Genomic DNA, 20,237 nt, shown 5'->3' on the forward strand with positions numbered 1-20,237 from the left:
TTTTCTAACTTCGCTAAAATATATAAAAGTTTAACGAGGTTAAATTGACCCATAGAAGTATTCATAAAAAGAAAATAAAAGTTTTAATCATAGATGACTCGATCTCTATGCGAAAATTCTTTTCTACACTTCTTAGCTATGATCATCATATAGAAGTTATTGCCACAGCTCAGGATCCCTATGAGGCTTTTAAAATAATCGAACAAAAAAAACCAGATGTAATAACGTTAGATTTGCACATGCCGAAGATGGATGGTTTTACTTTTTTACAAAAAATAATGCAGTCACACCCAACTCCTACAATTATAATAAGTAGTTTTGCGAAAGAAAATTCAGAAAATGCTTTGAAAGCTCTTACCTATGGAGCCATAGATATTTTTCCTAAACAAGTTATTCAACCAGGTTCTAATGTAGAGCTCATAGCAAAAGGATTGATTCATAAAGTCAAATTAGCTGCAAGAATTGCCCTTAAACCAGTATTAAAAGTTGAAACAATTGTTGCAAAAAAAGAACATATTAATCCATTGCCAATTAATTCAGTAAATAAACAAGGAATAAAGCTTATCGCAATTGCGGCCTCAACTGGTGGAACCGATGCTCTCAGAAAAATATTGTCTCAACTCCCAGAAAATATTCCAAGTATTTTAATCGTGCAGCATATGGCGAAAGAATTTTTACAAGGTTTTGCAAATAATTTAAATAATGTTTGTCAATTTAAAGTAAAATTAGCAGAACAAAATGAAACAATTGAACCAGGAAAAGCATATTTAGCTCCTGGAGATCTCCATATGGAAATTTTACGTCAACAACACAGTTACGTTGTCCGTTTAAAAGAAGGAGCGCTTATTCAAGGTGTTAGACCATCAGCAAATCCTTTATTTTCTTCAGTTGCTCGAAATGTTGGGAAATATGCACTTGGAATTATTCTCACAGGCATGGGGGCTGACGGCTCTGATGGTTTACTCGAATTGAAAAAAGCAGGGAGTTTGACAATTGCACAAGATGAAGAAACTTCTGTTGTCTTTGGGATGCCCAAAAAAGCAATTACTAAAGGAGCTGTTGATTTAGTGTTACCTTTACATACAATTGCTGAGAGAATTATTTTAGAATGCTCTGATGTAACACAGAAATTAGTCTCTTAAATAGAAATACCAATTTGAATAACTCTGCGTATTTCATCAAGCGATCGAAGAGAATTGGGAGATGGGTTTTTCATTGTATATGAAGTTTTTTCAAAAAATGCACTTACTCTAAAAAATCCAATTTCTAAACCACCACCAACCTTAAACCCTGCTTGTTTTGCATAGGAAGACGGAAAAGCAAGCCAGTCATCATTGCTAAATAGCCATGAACCTTCTACTCTAAGACTTTGAGCAAGATAAATAACCGCAGCGGCTTCCCAATTCCATTCTTCATAGTATTGAGATAGCAAGTCTCGTTCGGTCTTTTTTAGATTTAAATACAAAGCAGAGTCTTGCTGGTTGCGTCCAAAAAATCGTAAAGATGGTCCATACGTATCAATTTTACTAATGCCTCTAGCAACTTCTTCACGATGTTCACCAAATACACCTGGTACTATGTTGGGTGCAGGGATTTTAAATATCCCTGAAATAAAATTATTAAAGTAGATACTTCCCCCATACCCAACTCCTTCCCATTGAGTTCCGTCACTAGTAAGTCCATTGTACCAAAGACCATAAATAAAAGGCTCTAAACGGGGAGAGTTCTTGCCGCTGCCATCGCTGTAAAATCTTAATAAAAAATCCGAGTATTTTAGTTTATTTTTCTCAGTAAAATAAGTACTCATTGACCAACGTTCATTATCCCGTTCATTTTGTCGCATCCAATATTTTTGCGCAAAACATCTGTTAGAAAGAAACACACTTCCAAGGAACAAACAAAACAAGCTCAAGTTGCTTTTTTGAAAGCCATATTTTTTCAAAGCAATTCTCCTTTAATATGTTTGAAACCTTCCTATTAAAAAATAGCAATTCATTGCACAAAATCAAAGCTTATGACATACTCTGAGCTTTGGGTATAAGGGTGATATTGACCATTTTATTTTATCATAACGGTGTAATCCCAATTTGTTTTTTATATTTTCATAGGTGTAACAATGTCGACATTACTTTCTGGGCTGACTCAGATATCTGATATTCATGCAGATAATATCTCTCCCGCACAAATTTCAATTGCAGGGTGGTTAAGAACTAAAAGAGGTTCTAAAAAATTTTCCTTTTTAGAAATCAATGATGGTACCTGTGCCAAGTCTTTGCAGGTTATTGTCGATGCAAATATATCTAATTATTCTGAAGTTGAAAAATTAACCACAGGGTGCTCAGTAAAAATTACTGGTAATTTGGTATTGAGTCCTGGTAAGGGGCAAAAATACGAAATGCAGGCAACGGCTGTTTCAGTATATGGAGCCGCAGATCCCGAAACTTATCCCCTCCAGAAAAAAGAAATGACATATGAATATCTCCGGGAAAATGCCCATATGCGGGTCAGAACATCTACGTATTCAAGTGTTTTTCGCATCAGAAGTAGAATCAGTTTTGCCATTCACCAATTCTTTACCCAACGAGGATTTTGTTATGTGCATACTCCTTTGTTGACCACAGCAGATGGGGAGGGTGCAGGCGAATCTTTTAAAGTAACAAATTTTGATTTGGAACAAGTGCCTAAAACTAAAGAAGGAAAAGTAGATTTTACGCAAGATTTTTTTGAAGAACCCACTATGCTTTGTGTTACAGGGCAATTAGAAGGTGAATTACTGGCTATGGGGCTGAATCGAATATATACTTTTGGACCCACTTTTCGCGCTGAAAATTCAAATACTTCAAGGCATTTAGCAGAGTTTTGGATGGTTGAGCCTGAATTTGCATTTGCTGATTTAGAAGATAATATGCAACTTGCCCAAGATATGATTCGCTTCGTTGTGGCAGATGTATTAGAAAATTGTCATGATGATCTTGATGTTTGTATTCAAAAAACACAATTGGACACAAGAGAATATTTGCGTTTAGCTTTAGAAAAACCATTTATTCGTGTTTCCTATACTGAAGCAGTAGAAATTTTGAAAAATTGTGGGAAAAATTTTGAACACCCTGTTTATTGGGGTTGTGATTTAAAAAGTGAGCATGAACGTTATTTATGTGAAGAGCATTTTAAATCTCCAACAATAGTCTTTAATTACCCTGAAGAGCTAAAAGCCTTCTATATGTATTTAAATGAAGATGGAAAAACAGTTCGGGCGATGGACGTCTTAATGCCTGGTATTGGTGAAGTCGTTGGTGGAAGTCAGCGAGAAGATAGAGAAGCTATTTTAATAGAAAGAATGAAAGCAAAAGGCATAAACACTGAACATATGGATTTTTATGTTTCATTAAGACGTTTTGGATCAGTTCCGCATGCTGGTTTTGGGTTAGGACTTGAGCGTTTAATTATGTGGGTAACAGGAATGAACAATATTCGGGATGTTATCCCATTCCCAAGAACGCCAGGTAATTGTAAATACTGATATTTTAACTATTTAAAAAAAATAGAAAATCAACTAAAAATTAACAAAACATCAACCGATAACCCCATAGATCTTTAGCGAGGATGTATGGGGAATTTTAAGTTAAAAGAAATTTTTATTTTACTAACCTGTATACTATTAAATGTAACTTGTGGTCCTTCAAATGATCTTGGTTCTAAAGATTCTACAGCCCCCTATGTCGATTCAGCAGATGTTAAAAAACTATATGCCCCTACTTATGACTTATATAGCAGCTCCAAGTCTGTATATGTTTCATTACGCACTTTAAGTAATAACGTAAATGACAATAATTACATGTTAAGTACTTGCAGATTTAGTAATAGTGAAATGAACTCAGTACAAAATATAACTGCATCGCTTACTAGTGATGGCGTTGATAAAATGGCAAAGTTAGTTAGTGATACAAATAATAACTATGTTTATACATCCAATTCTGGAATTCCAGTATTATTAAATACTATAATTTATGACTCACATATTTATAATCCTGACATTAGAATTTTAAATATGCGAAAGCAGCAAATTAGAAATGATTTAAATTATGTGAATCAAACAATTCTTGATGCCATTAATAATATTAATACAATGATTTCTAATCCAAATGGGAAGTCTATTTTTTTAGAAGGTGATAATGGACTAAGAGTGATTTATAATAAATTATCAGCAGCAATTAATAATTATAAAAACTACTAATTGCTTGTCTACTAATTGGTCAAGATTTTTTCTTACTTAACAAAGTATACATGGTAGGAACTACAAATAAAGTAAATAAGGTACCAATAGTTAAACCTGAAGCAATTACAATTCCTATATTATACCTACTAGAAGCGCCTGCTCCACTGGCGATAATCAAAGGAATAACTCCTAACACCATTGCTGCAGTTGTCATTAAAATAGGTCTTAATCTAACTGAAGCAGCTTTTTGAATAGCTGTTTCGAGATCTAACTTGTCTTTATGTTGCAATTCATTAGCAAACTCAACCATTAATATCCCATGTTTAGTAATTAATCCTATTAACGTAATTAAACCAATTTCGGTATAAATATTAATAGTTGCAAGACCAATATTTAAAGGAATCAGTGCGCCACAAATTGCCATAGGAACGCTAAACATAATTACTAATGGGTCTCTAAAACTTTCAAATTGAGCTGCAAGAACAAGAAAGATAACAATCAATGCAAAGGCAAAAGTACCTAATAATGCGTTACCTTCTTGCTGTTCTGTTCTAGAATCGCCAGAAAAATCGTAAGACATTCCCCTCGGCATAAGTTTTTCAGCTTCCGCTTTTAAATAATTAAGACCTGTTGTTGTTGTTTGAGTTGGCATCATGACAGCAGATAGCGTTGCTGAATTTAATTGCTGAAATTGATTTAATGAACTTGGTTCAGAAGTTACTTGATACGTAACAAAGTTTGATAATGGAACTAAATTTCCCGAACTATTTCGTATATAGGTTTTATTTAATTCTTCTGGATTACTCCTGTTAACATCTTTTAATTGAGGAATGACTTGATAACTTCTTCCATTCATATTGTATAAATTTGTGTAGGCACCACTTAGCATAGTAGCAAGAGAATTTCCAATTGCTTGCATGGTAATACCCATTTCTGTAGCTTTATTTTTATCAATCTTAATATTTAGTTGTGGAGATTCAAAGCTTAAATCGCTATCAACAACTATAAATAAACCACTTTTTCTTGCTTTCGCTTTTAGATCTTCCATTACAGAATAAAGAAATCTATAATCATCGGTAGTTTTTAACACAAATTGGACTGGCATACCACTTGCACCAGTAGGAAGATCTGGCATTGAAAATATGAAGGATTTTACTCCTGCAATTTGGTTGAGATCTTTTTGAATAATTTCTTGCAATTTCATAGCAGTGCGTTTTCTATCGCCCCAAGGTTTAAAAATAAGGCCAGAGAAAGCAGCATTTTCACTACCCATCCCGTTAACGTTAAAATTAGCAGCACGTTCATTGTATTTTTGCAGAATATTATCAATTTCTTTAGTATAACGCTCCAAATACCGAACATTCGCATATTGCGGTGCAGTAGAAAATATTGCTAAAAATCCTTGGTCTTCTTTTGGTGCTAGTTCTTTCGGAGTCAATAAAAATAAGAAAAAAACGCTGACTAAAACAACAGATCCAAATAGAACTACTACAGGTTTCGTTTGTAATACAGAATGCAAAAGGGATTCATATTTTTTTTGCAATTGGCTAAATTTTTTATCTATCCATTTTGCAAAACCTTTATCATTAGCTTCATGAATTAAAATTTTTGAACACATCATAGGAGATAAAGTTAAAGCCACTACTCCAGAGACCACAACTGAGGCTGCTAGAGTTAATGCAAATTCCTTAAATAAAGCTCCTGTTAATCCTCCCATTAAACCAATTGGAGCATACACAGCCCCCAAAGTGATTGTCATAGTAATTACGGGCATTGCAATTTCTCTAGCTCCAATTAGAGCAGAATCTAAAGGAGATTTTCCTTCCTCAATATGACGTTGAATATTTTCAACAACAACAATAGCATCATCAACCACAAGTCCAATCGCTAATACCATGGCAAGTAAGGTTAGTAGATTAATAGAATAACCCAAAGCCATCATAAGGGAACATACGCCGACTAACGATAAAGGTATTGTTACGATAGGTATACTAACTGAACGAAGAGATCCTAAAAATAAAAAGATAACAACTATAACTATTATAGTAGCTTCTACTAAAGTTTTTATAACATCATTAATAGAAGCAGAAATAAATTCGGTTGAGTCATAAACTATGAGTTGTTTTAATGAAGGAGGTAAGTCTTTTTCTATTTGTGGAATAACTTCACGAATATTTTTTACAACAGTAAGTGGATTGGCTGAAGGTACAGGTTGAATTCCTATGAAAACCCCTTTATTACCGTTAAAAGTAACAGAAGAAGAATAACTTTGCGATCCTAATTCTACCTCCGAAACATCGCGCATGCGAATGAGTTTTCCTTTAATTTGTTTTACTACCAAATCTTTAAATTCTTGCTCACTATGCAGATCAGTTGCCGCACTGATATTGGTAATGGTGTATTGACCCTTTAATTGTCCTGCTGCAGATAAATAACTATTTGCCCGCAATGCGGAACCAACTTCATCAGCTGTTACTCCAAGTGCTGCCATTTTTTCAGGATTTAACCAAATTCGCATGGCAAAAGGGTTGCCACCTAAGATATCTGCACTTGCAACGCCAGATACCGATTGCATTTTGGGTTGAACTACTCTTGCAAGTAAATCATAAATTTGAGGCCCTGACATTTTTTCACTAGAGTAACTTATATATAGAGCAGCTAATGTACTTCCGGTTGTCTTAGTAATAACAGGGTCATTCGCATCTTTGGGAAGTTGAGCGCGAACAGCGTTTACTTTAGCTGAAATATCACCAAAGGCAGTCGTAGAATTAAAATTCAATTTTAAATGGATTTCTATTTTACTTACACCTTGGGAACTTGAAGAATTTATATAATCAATTCCTTCCGCTGATGAAACTGAAGTTTGAATTGGTTGGGTGATAAAACCTTGCATTAATTGTGCGCTTGCACCTGGATAAGTTGTTAAAACGGTAACAACGGTATTTTCAACTTTAGGATATTGTCTAAGATCAAGATTAAATATTGATTTTAAACCAACCATGAAAATTAAAATACTAACGACCGTTGCCAACACTGGCCTTTGAATGAATATGTCGGTAAATTTCATTTTCTTCCTCAGCTCACTCAATCTGTTAAAGATTGATAGAATTGTTTATGGCTATTTTTGCTCCATCATTTAATTTTAATTGTCCACTACTGACAACAAGATCGCCTTCTTTTATTCCTTCTATAATTGTTACTAAATTGTCTCTCTTTTCTCCAGTTTTTACAAAAACTCTTTTTACTGTAGCTAATTCATCGCCTTTATCAGACTTTTGATTCAATAAAGTAACAACAAAAGCAGAATCACCGTAAAGAGTATAGGTTATAGCGGTTTGTGGTAAAATAATTGAATTAGGAACAATTGGTAAGGCTACCTTCACACTAATGAACATTCCGGGCAATAATTTATTTTCGGAATTATCAATTGTTGCTTGAACATGAATTGTTCTTGTGGCTTCATCTACTTTTGAATCTACAGCGTTTATTTTACCTTTAAAATTAAAATTTGGATATGCATCAACGTTAACTAAGACTTCTTGATTGATAAATACCTTGTTGGTATCCTGCTGTGGTAAGGTAATTTGTGCGTATAAAGCATTTGAAGTTTGTAAACTTGCGCAAGCAAAACCTGCTTGAATAAATTGCCCAATATTTACTTGTTTAATTCCAATTTTCCCGCTAAAAGGTGCTCTAATTAATTTTTTAGCAATTAATGATTTTGCATTTTCATAATTAGCAGATAATTGCTTTACTTTAGAAGAAGAATCATCGACTGCAGACAACGATGCTGCTCCTTGAGTAAACAATTGTTTTATTCTTTTATCATTAACTTGTGCAAGTTGTAATTGAGCAACTATATCTTTTAATTGGGCTTGCTCAGAAGAATCATCTAGTTGGATAAGAGGTTCTCCTTGTTTAACAAATTTCCCAGAATCAAAGTAAATTGCTTTAACTTGGCCTGCGGTTTCAGCACTTATATCCACTCCATTTATTGAACTTAAAGAGCCTACTGAATAAAGATATGGCTGCCAATTATCTAATTTTGCTTTTACCACACTAACGACTTGTGGTGGTGGTTCAAATTTAGCAAAAAAGCTTTTGATAAAATATTGCCGTAAACCGTACCAACCAAAAACACATCCAAAAACGATAACTAATGCAATTATTGTTATACTCATCCGTTTTGACATAAAATTCCTCTTTTATACTTAAAGGACTAGATTTAATTCATAACTTTATTTTTCATTTCGTTCAATAGTACATCAAGAAGGATTTTTCATTTTTTAATTTTATAAAGAAAGAAGAGATATTCTAAGAGGTTATTTTTGTATATTTTAAAATGTTTTTTTATTAAAATGAAAAGTAACAAAACAAATCGCCAATAAAGTAACTGCTATATTTCAGTAGACTCGTTACTCAATAGTGCTGCATGAATTAATTTATCTTGTTCGATAAAATGTTGTTTTTCTAAACCTACAGCGGGAGTTGCCCTTCTGCTTCTGCCAAAATACATTAATTTAGTCTGCATTCCAATTTTATCTAAAACTTTTTCCAATTCAAATCTGATATAAGTCCAAGCTCCCATATTTGCAGGCTCTTCTTGGACCCATGCAACATGTTTTACATTCTTATAATGAGAAAGAATACTTGTTACTTTTTCAATGTGGAATGGATAAAGTTGTTCTATTCTTACGACTGCAATAGACTCTGCTTTATTTTTAAACTCTTCTTTTTCTAGAGCATCAAATAAATCAAGGGAAATTTTACCAGTACAGAATAAAACTTTTTCTATTTTCTGAGCTTTAGAAATACGTGAATCATCTAAAATTTCTTCAAAAGATCCTGTAGCAAGTTCTTCTAAAGTTGTAGATGCTCTTGGACTACGCAAAAAGCTTTTAGGTGTCATAATGACTAAAGGTTTTCTGAAATTGCGATGCAATTGTCTTCTGAGGGCATGGTAAATTTGAGCAGCGTTAGTAAGGTAACAAACTTGCATATTAGCATTTGCGCTCAGCTGTAAAAACCTTTCTAACCGAGCACTGGAGTGCTCAGCTCCTTGTCCTTCCATTCCATGTGGCAGTAACAAAACTAAGCCCTGTGATTGAGCCCATTTTGTTTCACCGGCAGCAATAAATTGATCAATAATAACTTGCGCACCATTGGCAAAATCACCAAATTGTGCTTCCCATAAAACCAATCCTTTTGCTTGTCTAACAGCATAGCCGTATTCATATCCCATAGCTGCTTCTTCAGATAAAAGAGTATTTATAACTTCAACTTTTGCGTTTTGTTCAATACACTCTTTAATACTTGTATAACGAGCCCCAGTTTCAAAATCGACTAAAGTCACATGGCGATGTGAAAATGTACCTCTTTGTGCATCTTCTCCAGCAAGTCGAATGCTAAATCCTTCGTTTAACAAAGAAGCATAAGCAAGTAATTCAGCCATTCCCCAATCTAGCTTTTTATTTCCTTCAGCCATTTCTTTTCGTTCAGAAACGATGATTCTTGCGAGCTTTGGATTGGGCTTGAAGCTTTCAGGTGTTTGACAAATTTTTAAAGCTAATTCTTTTAATTTATTTAAGGATATTTGTGTTTTTGCAGGTTTTAGCATTTCTTTTTCATCAACGAGCTTTAATTCTCCTGCTTCTCTTAGAGGCGTAAATTGTAAAATTGGTAAATGTTCATTTTTTACTTTATCATAAACGTTATTCATATCTGAACGGTATTTATTATAAATTTCTTTTAATTCTTCTGAATTAAAACTATGTTTATTGACAAGATATTGAGCATATTCTTCATATGGAGCAGGTTTGTCTTTAATAATTTTATACATTAAAGGTTGGGTAAAAGAAGGTTCATCTGTTTCGTTATGTCCATGTCTTCTAAAACAAACTAAATCAATATAAAAATCCTTTTTAAATTTGAATCTGTAGTTTGCAGCAAGTACCATAACATTATGTAGAGCATCTAAATTATCGGCATTAACGTGGAATACAGGTGATCCTGTTACTTTAGCAATATCTGTACAATAAGTTGATGAGCGTGAATCTGAAGGATCTGTTGTAAATCCAACCTGATTATTTGCTACTATATGAACTGTTCCACCAATACTGTAACCTTGTAATGTCATCATTTGAATATTTTCAAAAACAATGCCTTGTCCAGAAAATGCAGCATCACCATGTAAAACTATACTTGTAACTTTGTTTGTGTCTCCATTGTGATACATTGCTTGACGAGCTCTTGTATCTCCCATAGCTATACTGCCAACATATTCTAAATGACTTGGATTAAATGGCATGGAGACTAAAAGTTTATTTCCACTTCTTGTAGTACGTTCAGATTCATATCCATAATGGTATTTTACATCACAATCACCGTGTAATTCAGGATTAGGATATCCTTCAAATTCACTGAATAATCTTTCAAGCGGTTTTCCAATCACATTCACAAGGAAATTTAAACGTCCGCGATGCGCAATAGCAATAGTGCATTCTTGTGCCCCTAGTTTACCTGCTTCATCAATAAAGCTTTCAACAGCGGGAAATTGAGAATCAGCTCCTTCGATAGAAAAACGTTTTTTCCCTATGTATTTAGTCGCTATTGTTTTTTCAAGGGAATCAGATTTTGCCAATTCATGGTAAATTGCTGTTTGTGTATCTTTTGCAACAGGTTTATAAATTAGAGCAAATTGTTCTTGTAACCAGAATCTTTCTTCTGTACTTTCTATGTGCTCTATTTCTGCTCCAACCGTTCCAGCATATCTCGCTTCTAAAACTTTCTGTAATTCTGCGAAAGTCATTTTATCTAAACCAATTAGCAAGCCAGCCATAGTTGTTTTTGATAAATCTGATTCAGAAATTCCATAATTTTCAGTTTTTAGAGATGGAACTTCAGGGCTTGTATTTTGTAGTGGGTTAACTTTTGCTTTTAAATGACCAAAGCTTTTCCAAGCTTGAACAAAAGCTGCTACTTTAAATTCAAACTGTATTGCATCTTGGCTCATGTTTAATGAATTTGAATTTTCATTTCTTTGTTGATGACTTAAATCAGTTAATAATTCATTAAAGTGTGGAACATCATTTGCTAGAGCAGTGGCTGTGCCAAAGCCTTCGTGAAATCCTTCAAAGTATGCTCGCCATTCAATTCCAACTGAATTGGGGTCGGAAGAATATCGCGAAAACATTTCCTCTACATAACCAGCATTATTTTGAAAAACAGAATTAAAATTACCACTCATATTTGCCACAAGTCCTTATCAGGAAGTAAATCGAAATGCAGACAGACGCACCACATCTAAAATTGTGTTATCACAACTTCGGATTTTGTTGCAGAGACTATCAAAATTAATCGGGTATAAACAATTTTTCTTCATCAGAATCGTAGATGATCAAGTTAGCGTAACGACACCATTTTAAAAGGGTCTGAAATTGAACATCATGATCTTCAAAAGGGAGCATCATGACAATCTGCTCGATTGCAATATCTGCTTCTAATCCTTCATCGCCACTATTTTTAACTAACTCATATATAGAATAAACTACCGGCAATTTTAAGATTGCAGTCCGCATAATTTTGCCACGAGCTTCGGCATCATGTTCCGCAGCAAATTTTCTGCCTTCATCGGTTAAAATGACGCGAATTCCTGGAGTTGTTATAAAACCTAAAGTTTCAGCTGCGGCTACAGCAGGTAGAACTTGATCGACGCTTTGTCCCATATCTTCGCACAAATCATAAAGATCGGTGGTTTCAACTTCTGTGCTTAATCTGCTGACGAGACCTTCAACCAAAGTTAGATTTGTATTAATTAAGGGTTTAACTCTCTTTGCTTTATTTAAAGAAGTATCTTTGGTTCTTATCTCTTCAGAGGTTTTATCATTTGGTAAATTAATAGATTTATTTCTTGTTATTTGATCAGAATTTCTTTGTTGTAGAATCAATTCTGGAGTTGAAGTGTCAAAATCAACATCTTCTGTTACTTTATCAAGGTGAAGTTGACCAAATGCTTTTTCAAGAAGTTCTTCTAATTCTTTATATTCAGGAGAATTCGGCATTCTAGGACGAGGTAAATTAATTTCTATTGAACGAAAAATAGTCCCTGGATTAGATGAAAGGATTAGAATTCTATCAGCAAGTTGTAATGCTTCTTCAAAGCGGTGCGTTACAAGAACGCAAGCACGAATTTTTCTTTCTGTTTGTCCCCAAATTCTTACGAGTTCAGCTCGCAAAGATTCGCTAGTTAATGGGTCTAAAGCTGAAAAAGGCTCATCCATGAACATGATCATGGGGTCAGAGACCATGGCGCGTGCCAAGCTTACTCTTTGCCGCATTCCTCCACTTAATTCGCGAGGAAAAGCATCTTCAAAACCTTTTAATCCTACTAATTGAATAATTCTATCTACACGTATATTTTGTTCCGATTTTGTTAATTTTGGCATTGAAACGGCTATATTTTCCCGAATGGTCATCCAAGGAAACAAGGCAAAATTTTGAAAAACAAAGGCACTTAATTGCATGTTTTCAGGTGATGGATTCGCATAAGTAACAGTTCCTCTATCAGGATTGATGAGACCAGCCATACAACGCAAAAGCGTTGATTTACCTGATCCTGATAAACCAACTAAAGCCAGAAATTCACCATCATAAATATCGAGATGAATTCCTTCCAAAACAGTAAACATATTTCCACTAGGACGTCTGTAATCTTTGCATAAAGATCTAACAGAGAGCACAACTTTCTTTTTAGACATAGCCTAATCCTTAACTCTTTCAGCAAATATTTGCAGAGTTCGCCATAAGGTGCGATTTAAAATGATTAAAGTTACAACAATACAAATGATTGCAGCGATCAATTTTTGATAATTACCTTGCGCCGATGCGCTAGCGAGTTCTGCTCCTATACCAAAGGAATGCATTGATCCACCAGGAAACTCAACTACTTCTGCAACCATACTGGCATTCCAAGCTCCTCCAGCTGCAGTAATCCAGCCTGTCGCTAAAGAAGGTAAAATAGCTGGAAAATATAATTTACTAAAGCGATGCCATAAAGAAAATTTATAGATTTGTGTAACAAATTTTAAATCAGCCGAAATTCGCGAAGCTCCGCCAATGACATTAAATAAAATGTACCATTGGCATCCTACACACATTAATAATGTTGCATTGATAAAGGGAGGAACATTAACAAAACTTAAACCTAAAGTTATTAATGGAAATAAAACAGGAGCGGGAAATGCTGCTAAATTTTGAATAATAGGCTGAAAAAAATTTTCTAATCTAGGATTTAAACCGAGCCATAGACCAACGGGTATTGTCCAAAATGAACTAATAATTAACACAAGAAGGACTTTTATTCCTGTAAATAAAACCGCATTCATTAAATTAAACCAATCTTTACTCGAAAGAGAGGCAAGAGTCTGGCCGAAAGAAGGTAATTTAGGTAATAAAGTAAAGACAAGACCACCAATAGCAAAGGTGATAAGTAGTGATAAAATAGATGAACGACGAATTTTATTTACATTTTCATCAGAAAACCAATTTTTTGGACTGATTACAGTTCCCCATTTATCAATATTGTCAATCAAATATTTTCTTGTTGCACCTGATTCATTGATTTTAGATTTAGGAAACAAAAACAAAATACTTTTTTTAAAAAAGTTTGAAATTATTTCAGGAATACTTGTTTGTCTTATTAAATTAAGAAACCAATTGTCATCTTGAACTCCTTTTCCATCATCGCTATCTCGATAACGAGAAACCCAGGCTATTAAAGGTTTCCAGAGAAAAATATCTGTGCTCACTATAATGATAAGTAAAGTAACTAAAGCAATAGAAAAATTGATATAGTTGCCTGTTGCAAAAGTTTCAGCAATATAACTTCCTAACCCAGGTAAACGAAAATCTTTGTTACCTAATGTAAAAGCCTCACATGTTGTTAAAAAAAACCAGCCTCCTGCCATTGACATCATTCCATTATAAATTAATGGTCGATATCCATTAGGAAAATCTACAAAGAAAAATTTTTGTAATTTTGTAAGTTGATAGATTTTTGCAACTTCTTTAAATTCTGGTTGTAAAGATCTTTGTGATTCATAATAAGCAAATGCTAGATTCCAAACTTGTCCTGTAAAAATAGTTAAAATACAAGCGAATTCTAAACCCCAACGACTTCCTTGGAAAATTGATATTAATGCTAGAACAAAACCAGGTAAAAAAGCCACAACGGGAAGACTTTGGAGAACATCAAGAATTGGGATCATTAATTTTTCAAGAGATTTATTATTTGCAGCTATAGTTCCATATATAATAGCAAAAATATAACTTAAAATTAGTGCTATCAAGCTGCGTACAAAGGACAGGAGGGAATAACTTGGTAGTGATGAGATTGATGTGTTTATATCAACTTTTTCTAAGTAGGGCGAATTTCCTGAGCTAAAAAAGTCGGCAAAGCCCATGCCCAGAACGATGACAATAAGGATAACTGCAATATCCGCTCTTAAAAAAGCACCTCGGGTTGCTTGCACTTTGGCAAATTGTGTCATGCTCACCTCTTGACTGGAATGAGATCATAATCTCATTTTTTAGTAACTCCAACTGTAAAGCATAATGAGATATAGTAATGCAAGACACTAAGTGACATTATTTAAGCAATCGATTTGCTTGTTTTGTTAAAGTATATATATGTGATGGTAAAGTTTCAATAACAATTCCTTTTTCATCGCGCATTGGATATTGCGGGAACAATATATAACCGTCTTGTGGGGCATAAAAATCTTGTCCCGGCAAAAATGCACCAAGGAGTTGTCCTTTTGTTACCTTTTCTAAATTAATAAATTCCTTTACTAATTTAGTCTGCTGAGTTTTGAACTTTTCTGAATATATTATTTGCAGAATATTTAACTCATTTTTTTTTCTAGCTAAATTATGAATGCATCTTTTTTTCAATTGTATTAAATCCATTAATTGCATACTATTAATTATTGCTAATTTACAAGTATTTGTTGCTTTTTCTGAAATTCCTTGCTGACCTAATTCTAATGTTAAGCCAGGTTTATTTAATAATCTAACATATTCATCCGAACACATTCCTTCTGCAGAATAGGGAGTATTTGATCTGCGAGTCACAAAAATATTACAACAGCCAATTGCTCTTGCCCAAGAATAACTTATACTGTGCATAGTAAAAATATAGAAAGGTTCCAAACAAGGTTTATTTGTTTGATGAAAATCAAGAAATAAATCACAAGTGTTCAATAATTTTTTTATTTCCTCAGCTCGGTTTTTTTCAGAAGATTTTTTATTATTTTCTAGAGGAGAAAAAGATCTATTTAAATCATCTTCTATAAATCTTTTATTTTCTAAGGATGCTTTTTTGTTTCCTAAGAAAAAGGAAATTTTACCACCATATTTTATTTTTTTATCGATTAAATTTTGAATTACTTGCAAAACCCCTGGTAATGAGCCCGTTTCATTTCCATGAACGATGCTACCAATCACGATATGGCCATTATGTGATTTAAAGTCTAAATGTATACAATCATTTATAATGCCTTTGGATCGTTTTTCTAATTTTTCAAATGTCTCTAGATATTGTGTTAGCATAAATAAGCTACCTTAAGTCTTTTTTTACTAATTTCATTATGTTATAAAAAAAAGAATTGTCAAAGCCAATTTTATTTGCTTCTATGGAGCAAATAAAATTAAGGTTATTAGTTTTATTAAGTTGACTTCTGCGTATTGGAAATTTTATGGCTGGCTATTTATTACGTGGTATTAGATTTATTCTGTTATTTCTTTTATTTTTTATCTTAAGTTTTCTATTATTATTTGTTTTTATCATTAGATTTAGAAACAAAAATAATAATGTCATTTTTGGAAAAATATTTTCCTATTTATCTGCAAACCTTTTGCAAATAAAAATAATTGTCAAAGAAAAATATAAAATGACTGATGAAAGTCCAAAGGTTATTATTGCGAACCACCAATCTTACTTTGATGCTATTATCTTTGGTCGTATTATTTCCAATAACACTCTGATTATTGGAAAAAAATCCTTAGTTTGGATCCCAATTTTTGGTTGGGTTTTTTATTTAGCAGGAAATTTATTTCTGAATAGAACGAATCATCAAAAAGCCATGAATACTATGAAAAATGTTGATGAAGCTTTACAAACTGGTTCTTCCTTGTGGATTTTTCCAGAAGGAACAAGGGGACATAGTTTGGGATTAAAACCTTTTAAAAAAGGAGCCTTTTATGCTGCTATTCAAAATCAGGTTCCAGTACAAATTGTTGCTGTCAGCAATTTAAAATTTTCTTTGGATTATAAAAGATGGAAAGCAGGTACTGTTCTGGCTGAAATTATGGATCCTATAGAAACTAAAGGTTATTCTATCGATGATGTGGAAATATTTATTCAAAAAGCATATCAATTAATGAAAGAAAAAATTGAACAACTTGATAATGAAATAAAAAATATTCAGTTGGAGTCAATTCCTGGAAATTTATTAAAAGAAAATTTTAAGTAGCAAAGAAAAATCAGATTCCGGAAGTTCTTCATATCCTATAGGATTGCAAACCATCTGTTTTGTTTTTTGATTTTGATATTTAGCATCGCAGATTTCTAGCCTATTATTAATATTTGAAAATACGACTGGTTTATAAGTGCAAGATTGAACTAAGATAATCAAAGCAAAGATAATTGCAAATATTTTTCCATTACTTTCCATTCAATTCTCCAAGTAATTATACTTTTTTATAAGCAATTAACGTACCAATATTTTTTTCATTGATTTTAATTATTTATAGTCTTTAGGAGTGTAAGAATGTCTAAATTTTTGGCATTCTGTTGATTATTTAGACAAAAAAAAGAGTTGAAGATTCTTCTCCAACTCTTTCATATAAATAGCTAATAATTAGCGGATAACGATTCCTTTTTTTGCACAGTATGCTTCAATTCCAATTTTATTAACTGTGCGAAGAGCACTAGTGCTTAAACGAACTTTAACAAATTTGCCTAAACTTGGGGCAAAAATACTTTTTTCTTGTAAATTAGGAAGAAGGCGAACTTTAGTTCTGTTTTTAGCGTGAGAAACGCGATTTCCAACTAGTCCACTTTTACCAGATAATTCACATACTCGTGACATAATTTTAATTCCTCCAAATCATATTCAAAAATGAACAGCAATTGCTTCAGCTTTAAAGAGTCTGCCAGTTGCCGTAAGTTTAAAGGCCATAGCAGTATTTTGCCTAAGATGCAAGAAATAAGAGTCTTTGCAATTAAGAATCTTTTAGATATTGACATATTCGATTTGCTGGCCATATTCGCAAAGAGAATGAACATAAATTCCTTTGGCCATATTTGTCGAGGGCGTTAAGAGGGTATCATGGAAGACAAAAAAAATAGCAAAATTTCTAAAACCAGTGATGTTAAAGTTGAAGAACAAAATGACTCTCTTAGTGAGGACTCAGCTCAACTCCCTGTAGTTATTAATAAAAAAATCAAAGTATTGGCAAAAAAACCAAAGGAAACTGAGGAAAAACAGGCAGACTCAAAGGAAGGCTTAAAAACCTTAAAAATTGTTCCTGTTAGAAATACTGTTCTCTTTCCACATAATGTTCTTCCTTTTACAGCTGGAAAAGAATGGACAAGCGAATCAGTTGATAGAGCTATCAGAATAGGTGGAAGAATTGGTATTCTTGCGCAAAAAAATTTAGATTCTGAATCCATAGTACCAGAAGATTTATATGAAGTTGGCACTGAAGCTAAGATATTGAAAGTAATGAAATTTCCAGATAACTCCTATGGTGCCGTTGTCCAAGGAGTAAAGCGTTTCAAAATAGTAAATTACGTTAATTCAGAAGCGGAACATTTAGCAGCAGAAATTGAATATCTCGATGTAGATCAGCCTAATACTGATGAAGAGGCAAACATAGAGGTGATAGCTCTTGGAAAAGCTATGAAACAACTTGTGCAAAAAGCTATCAGTCTTTCTCCGAATATTCCAAATGAAGCTAATTTATTTATAGAAAATGTTCAGGATGCGGCCTATCTTGCTAATTTAATTATTCCATATTTAAGTATGGATTTTAAAAGTAAACAAGAATTACTAGAAACAGAAAATTTAGAGACTCGTCTCAGACAAATTCATGCGCTTCTTATTAGAGAAATTGAAGTTTTAGAGATCTCCCAAAAAATTAATTCAGAAGTTAAATCTGAAATGGGAAAACAGCAAAGAAAGTATTTTTTAAAAGAACAAATGAAGCTGTTACAAAAAGAATTAGGTGAAATGGATGGCAAGACTGGCGGATTAAATTCTAATGATCCTGCAGATTTAGTTGAAAAAATTAACAAAAGTAAAATGCCTGATGAAACAAAAGATATTGCTCTTCGTGAAGTAGAAAGAATGAATATGATGCAGCCAGGTTCACCAGAATATATGGTAAGCCATACTTATGTATCATGGCTGTTAGATATTCCTTGGCAAACTTTTTCGGAAGATGAAATAAATATCCAAAATGCAAAACAAGTTTTAGATAAAGATCATTATGGATTAGAAAAAGTAAAAAAACGTATCTTAGAATTTCTTGCAGTTTGTGCTTTGAAAGACTCTTTAAAAGGACCAATTTTGTTATTTGTTGGGCCTCCTGGAGTGGGTAAAACAAGCTTAGGAAAATCAATTGCAAAAGCATTAAATAGAAAATTTATTAGAATTGCTTTAGGTGGCGTAAGAGATGAAGCTGAAATAAGAGGCCATCGTAGAACTTATATTGGTAGCATGCCTGGTAAAATAGCTGATGCTTTGAAAAAATCGGGAACGATGAATCCAGTTATTTTATTTGATGAAATTGATAAACTTGCAGCTGATGGAAGAGGAGATCCTTCCAGCGCATTGCTTGAGGTTCTGGATCCTGAACAAAATAATGTGTTTATGGATCACTATTTAAATGTTCCTTTAGATTTAAGTAAAGTTTTCTTTATTGCAACTGCTAATCAATTAGGTTCTATTCCAGCACCATTAAGAGACAGAATGGAAATTGTCGATTTAAGCAGCTATACTTTAGATGAAAAAGAACATATTGCTTTCGATCACTTATTGCCACAGGTTATTTCTGAGCATGGAATGAGTGATTGGTTAAAATTAAATTTTTCTTCTGAAAATATGCGCTCTTTTATTCAAGGTTATACTCGAGAAGCGGGAGTTAGGCAATTAAAGCGTGAGCTTGCAGCAATTATCAGAGGATTAGCAAAAGAATGTGTCGAAAATGGGTATAATAAAAGCAAAGAACCTTTTCAGAAAACTATAACTTCCGATTTTATTCGGAAATTAGTAGGGCCTACTCCTTTTAATGATAAAAAGAAACCGCATATTTTACCAGTTGGTGTTGCAACAGGATTAGCTTGGACGCCAAATGGGGGAGATGTGTTGTATATTGAAACAGCAACAAGTCAGCCTGGAACTGGAAAATTTGGTTTAACTGGTCAACTTGGTGATGTTATGAAAGAGTCTGTTCATACTGCATTTGCATTTATTCGCTCTAATGCAAAAATGTGTGGAATTTCAGCAAAAAATTTAACTAAACAAGATCTACATGTCCATTTTCCTGAAGGGGCAGTAAAAAAAGATGGTCCAAGTGCTGGTGTTGCAACTTTTCTTGCTATGGTTAGCTTGTTTAAAGGAAAACCAGTAGCTTCTGATTTAGCTATGACTGGAGAAATTTCACTGCGTGGAGATGTTTTGCCCGTCGGTGGAATCAAGGAAAAAGTATTAGCCGCACATCGCTATGGAATAAAAAAAGTATTAATTCCCGTTGATAATCAGCATGATCTTGAAGAAATTCCGATAAATATTTTAAACGAATTAAACATTCAAACTGTCGGTAATTTAGATGAAGTATTAAAGATTGCTTTTGACCATAAAAAAGTACAAATTAATAAAAGAAAACCTAATAATAAAAATAAGGTTACAAGTAAAAGACGGAACAAAAATAATCAAAGATAATAAAGCAAGGTTAAATT

14 protein-coding genes are annotated in these 20,237 nt (G+C 33.3%); 5 read left to right on the forward strand and 9 right to left on the reverse strand.

The features are described 5' to 3' along the window. Positions 1-44 precede the first annotated feature (44 nt). The gene (locus QEJ31_RS13975) at positions 45-1,142 is read left to right on the forward strand and encodes a chemotaxis response regulator protein-glutamate methylesterase (RefSeq protein WP_280591046.1); all 1,098 of its coding nucleotides are present in this window, start codon (positions 45-47) and stop codon (positions 1,140-1,142) included. Here the strand turns inward: QEJ31_RS13975 and QEJ31_RS13980 are convergent. After that, positions 1,139-1,942 carry a hypothetical protein gene (locus QEJ31_RS13980; protein WP_280591047.1) on the reverse strand — a complete coding sequence of 268 codons (804 nt, stop codon included), beginning with the start codon at positions 1,940-1,942 and terminating at the stop codon, positions 1,139-1,141. The two genes, QEJ31_RS13975 and QEJ31_RS13980, sit on opposite strands and share 4 nt — an antisense overlap. A 174-nt stretch (positions 1,943-2,116) precedes the next feature. On the opposite strand from QEJ31_RS13980, the gene asnS reads away from it, so the two are divergent. Then, the gene (gene asnS, locus QEJ31_RS13985; RefSeq protein ID WP_280591048.1) at positions 2,117-3,520 is read left to right on the forward strand and encodes an asparagine--tRNA ligase; all 1,404 of its coding nucleotides are present in this window, start codon (positions 2,117-2,119) and stop codon (positions 3,518-3,520) included. Positions 3,521-3,607: 87 nt separating this feature from the next. Beyond that, entirely contained in the window at positions 3,608-4,234 is a 627-nt protein-coding gene (locus QEJ31_RS13990; protein WP_280591050.1) for a hypothetical protein, read from the forward strand. 19 nt (positions 4,235-4,253) lie between these two features. Here the strand turns inward: QEJ31_RS13990 and QEJ31_RS13995 are convergent, their stop codons facing one another. From QEJ31_RS13995 to QEJ31_RS14020, 6 genes are all read right to left on the reverse strand, one after another. Further along, on the reverse strand, positions 4,254-7,283 hold the full coding sequence (locus QEJ31_RS13995; protein WP_280591051.1) for an efflux RND transporter permease subunit: 3,030 nt from the start codon (positions 7,281-7,283) through the stop codon (positions 4,254-4,256). 25 nt (positions 7,284-7,308) lie between these two features. Beyond that, positions 7,309-8,409: an efflux RND transporter periplasmic adaptor subunit gene (locus QEJ31_RS14000; protein ID WP_280591053.1), complete on the reverse strand. Its 1,101-nt coding sequence runs from the start codon at positions 8,407-8,409 to the stop codon at positions 7,309-7,311. Positions 8,410-8,612: 203 nt separating this feature from the next. Beyond that, positions 8,613-11,462 (reverse strand): 2-oxoglutarate dehydrogenase E1 component, encoded by a 2,850-nt coding sequence (locus tag QEJ31_RS14005; RefSeq protein ID WP_280591054.1) that lies wholly within the window; start codon positions 11,460-11,462, stop codon positions 8,613-8,615. A 106-nt stretch (positions 11,463-11,568) separates the two neighbouring features. Beyond that, positions 11,569-12,972 (reverse strand): nitrate/sulfonate/bicarbonate ABC transporter ATP-binding protein, encoded by a 1,404-nt coding sequence (locus QEJ31_RS14010; protein WP_280591056.1) that lies wholly within the window; start codon positions 12,970-12,972, stop codon positions 11,569-11,571. 3 nt (positions 12,973-12,975) lie between these two features. Next, positions 12,976-14,763, reverse strand: a complete 1,788-nt coding sequence (locus QEJ31_RS14015; RefSeq protein WP_280591057.1) for an ABC transporter permease subunit — start codon at positions 14,761-14,763, stop codon at positions 12,976-12,978. Between the two features lie 97 nt (positions 14,764-14,860). Continuing rightward, positions 14,861-15,823: a succinylglutamate desuccinylase/aspartoacylase family protein gene (locus QEJ31_RS14020; RefSeq protein ID WP_280591058.1), complete on the reverse strand. Its 963-nt coding sequence runs from the start codon at positions 15,821-15,823 to the stop codon at positions 14,861-14,863. 146 nt (positions 15,824-15,969) lie between these two features. On the opposite strand from QEJ31_RS14020, the gene QEJ31_RS14025 reads away from it, so the two are divergent. Further along, entirely contained in the window at positions 15,970-16,746 is a 777-nt protein-coding gene (locus tag QEJ31_RS14025; RefSeq protein WP_280591061.1) for a lysophospholipid acyltransferase family protein, read from the forward strand. Here the strand turns inward: QEJ31_RS14025 and QEJ31_RS14030 are convergent. After that, the gene (locus QEJ31_RS14030; RefSeq protein ID WP_280591063.1) at positions 16,726-16,947 is read right to left on the reverse strand and encodes a hypothetical protein; all 222 of its coding nucleotides are present in this window, start codon (positions 16,945-16,947) and stop codon (positions 16,726-16,728) included. The genes QEJ31_RS14025 and QEJ31_RS14030 overlap by 21 nt on opposite strands. Positions 16,948-17,133: 186 nt before the next feature. Then, the gene (rpmB, locus tag QEJ31_RS14035; protein ID WP_280591064.1) at positions 17,134-17,364 is read right to left on the reverse strand and encodes a 50S ribosomal protein L28; all 231 of its coding nucleotides are present in this window, start codon (positions 17,362-17,364) and stop codon (positions 17,134-17,136) included. Positions 17,365-17,604: 240 nt separating this feature from the next. On the opposite strand from rpmB, the gene lon reads away from it, so the two are divergent. Continuing rightward, a complete protein-coding gene (gene lon, locus QEJ31_RS14040; protein WP_280591065.1) occupies positions 17,605-20,220 on the forward strand; it encodes an endopeptidase La in 2,616 nt (871 codons plus the stop codon). Positions 20,221-20,237 lie beyond the last annotated feature (17 nt).

The sequence above is a fragment of the Pigmentibacter sp. JX0631 genome (assembly GCF_029873255.1).
Lineage (GTDB): Bacteria > Bdellovibrionota_B > Oligoflexia > Silvanigrellales > Silvanigrellaceae > Silvanigrella.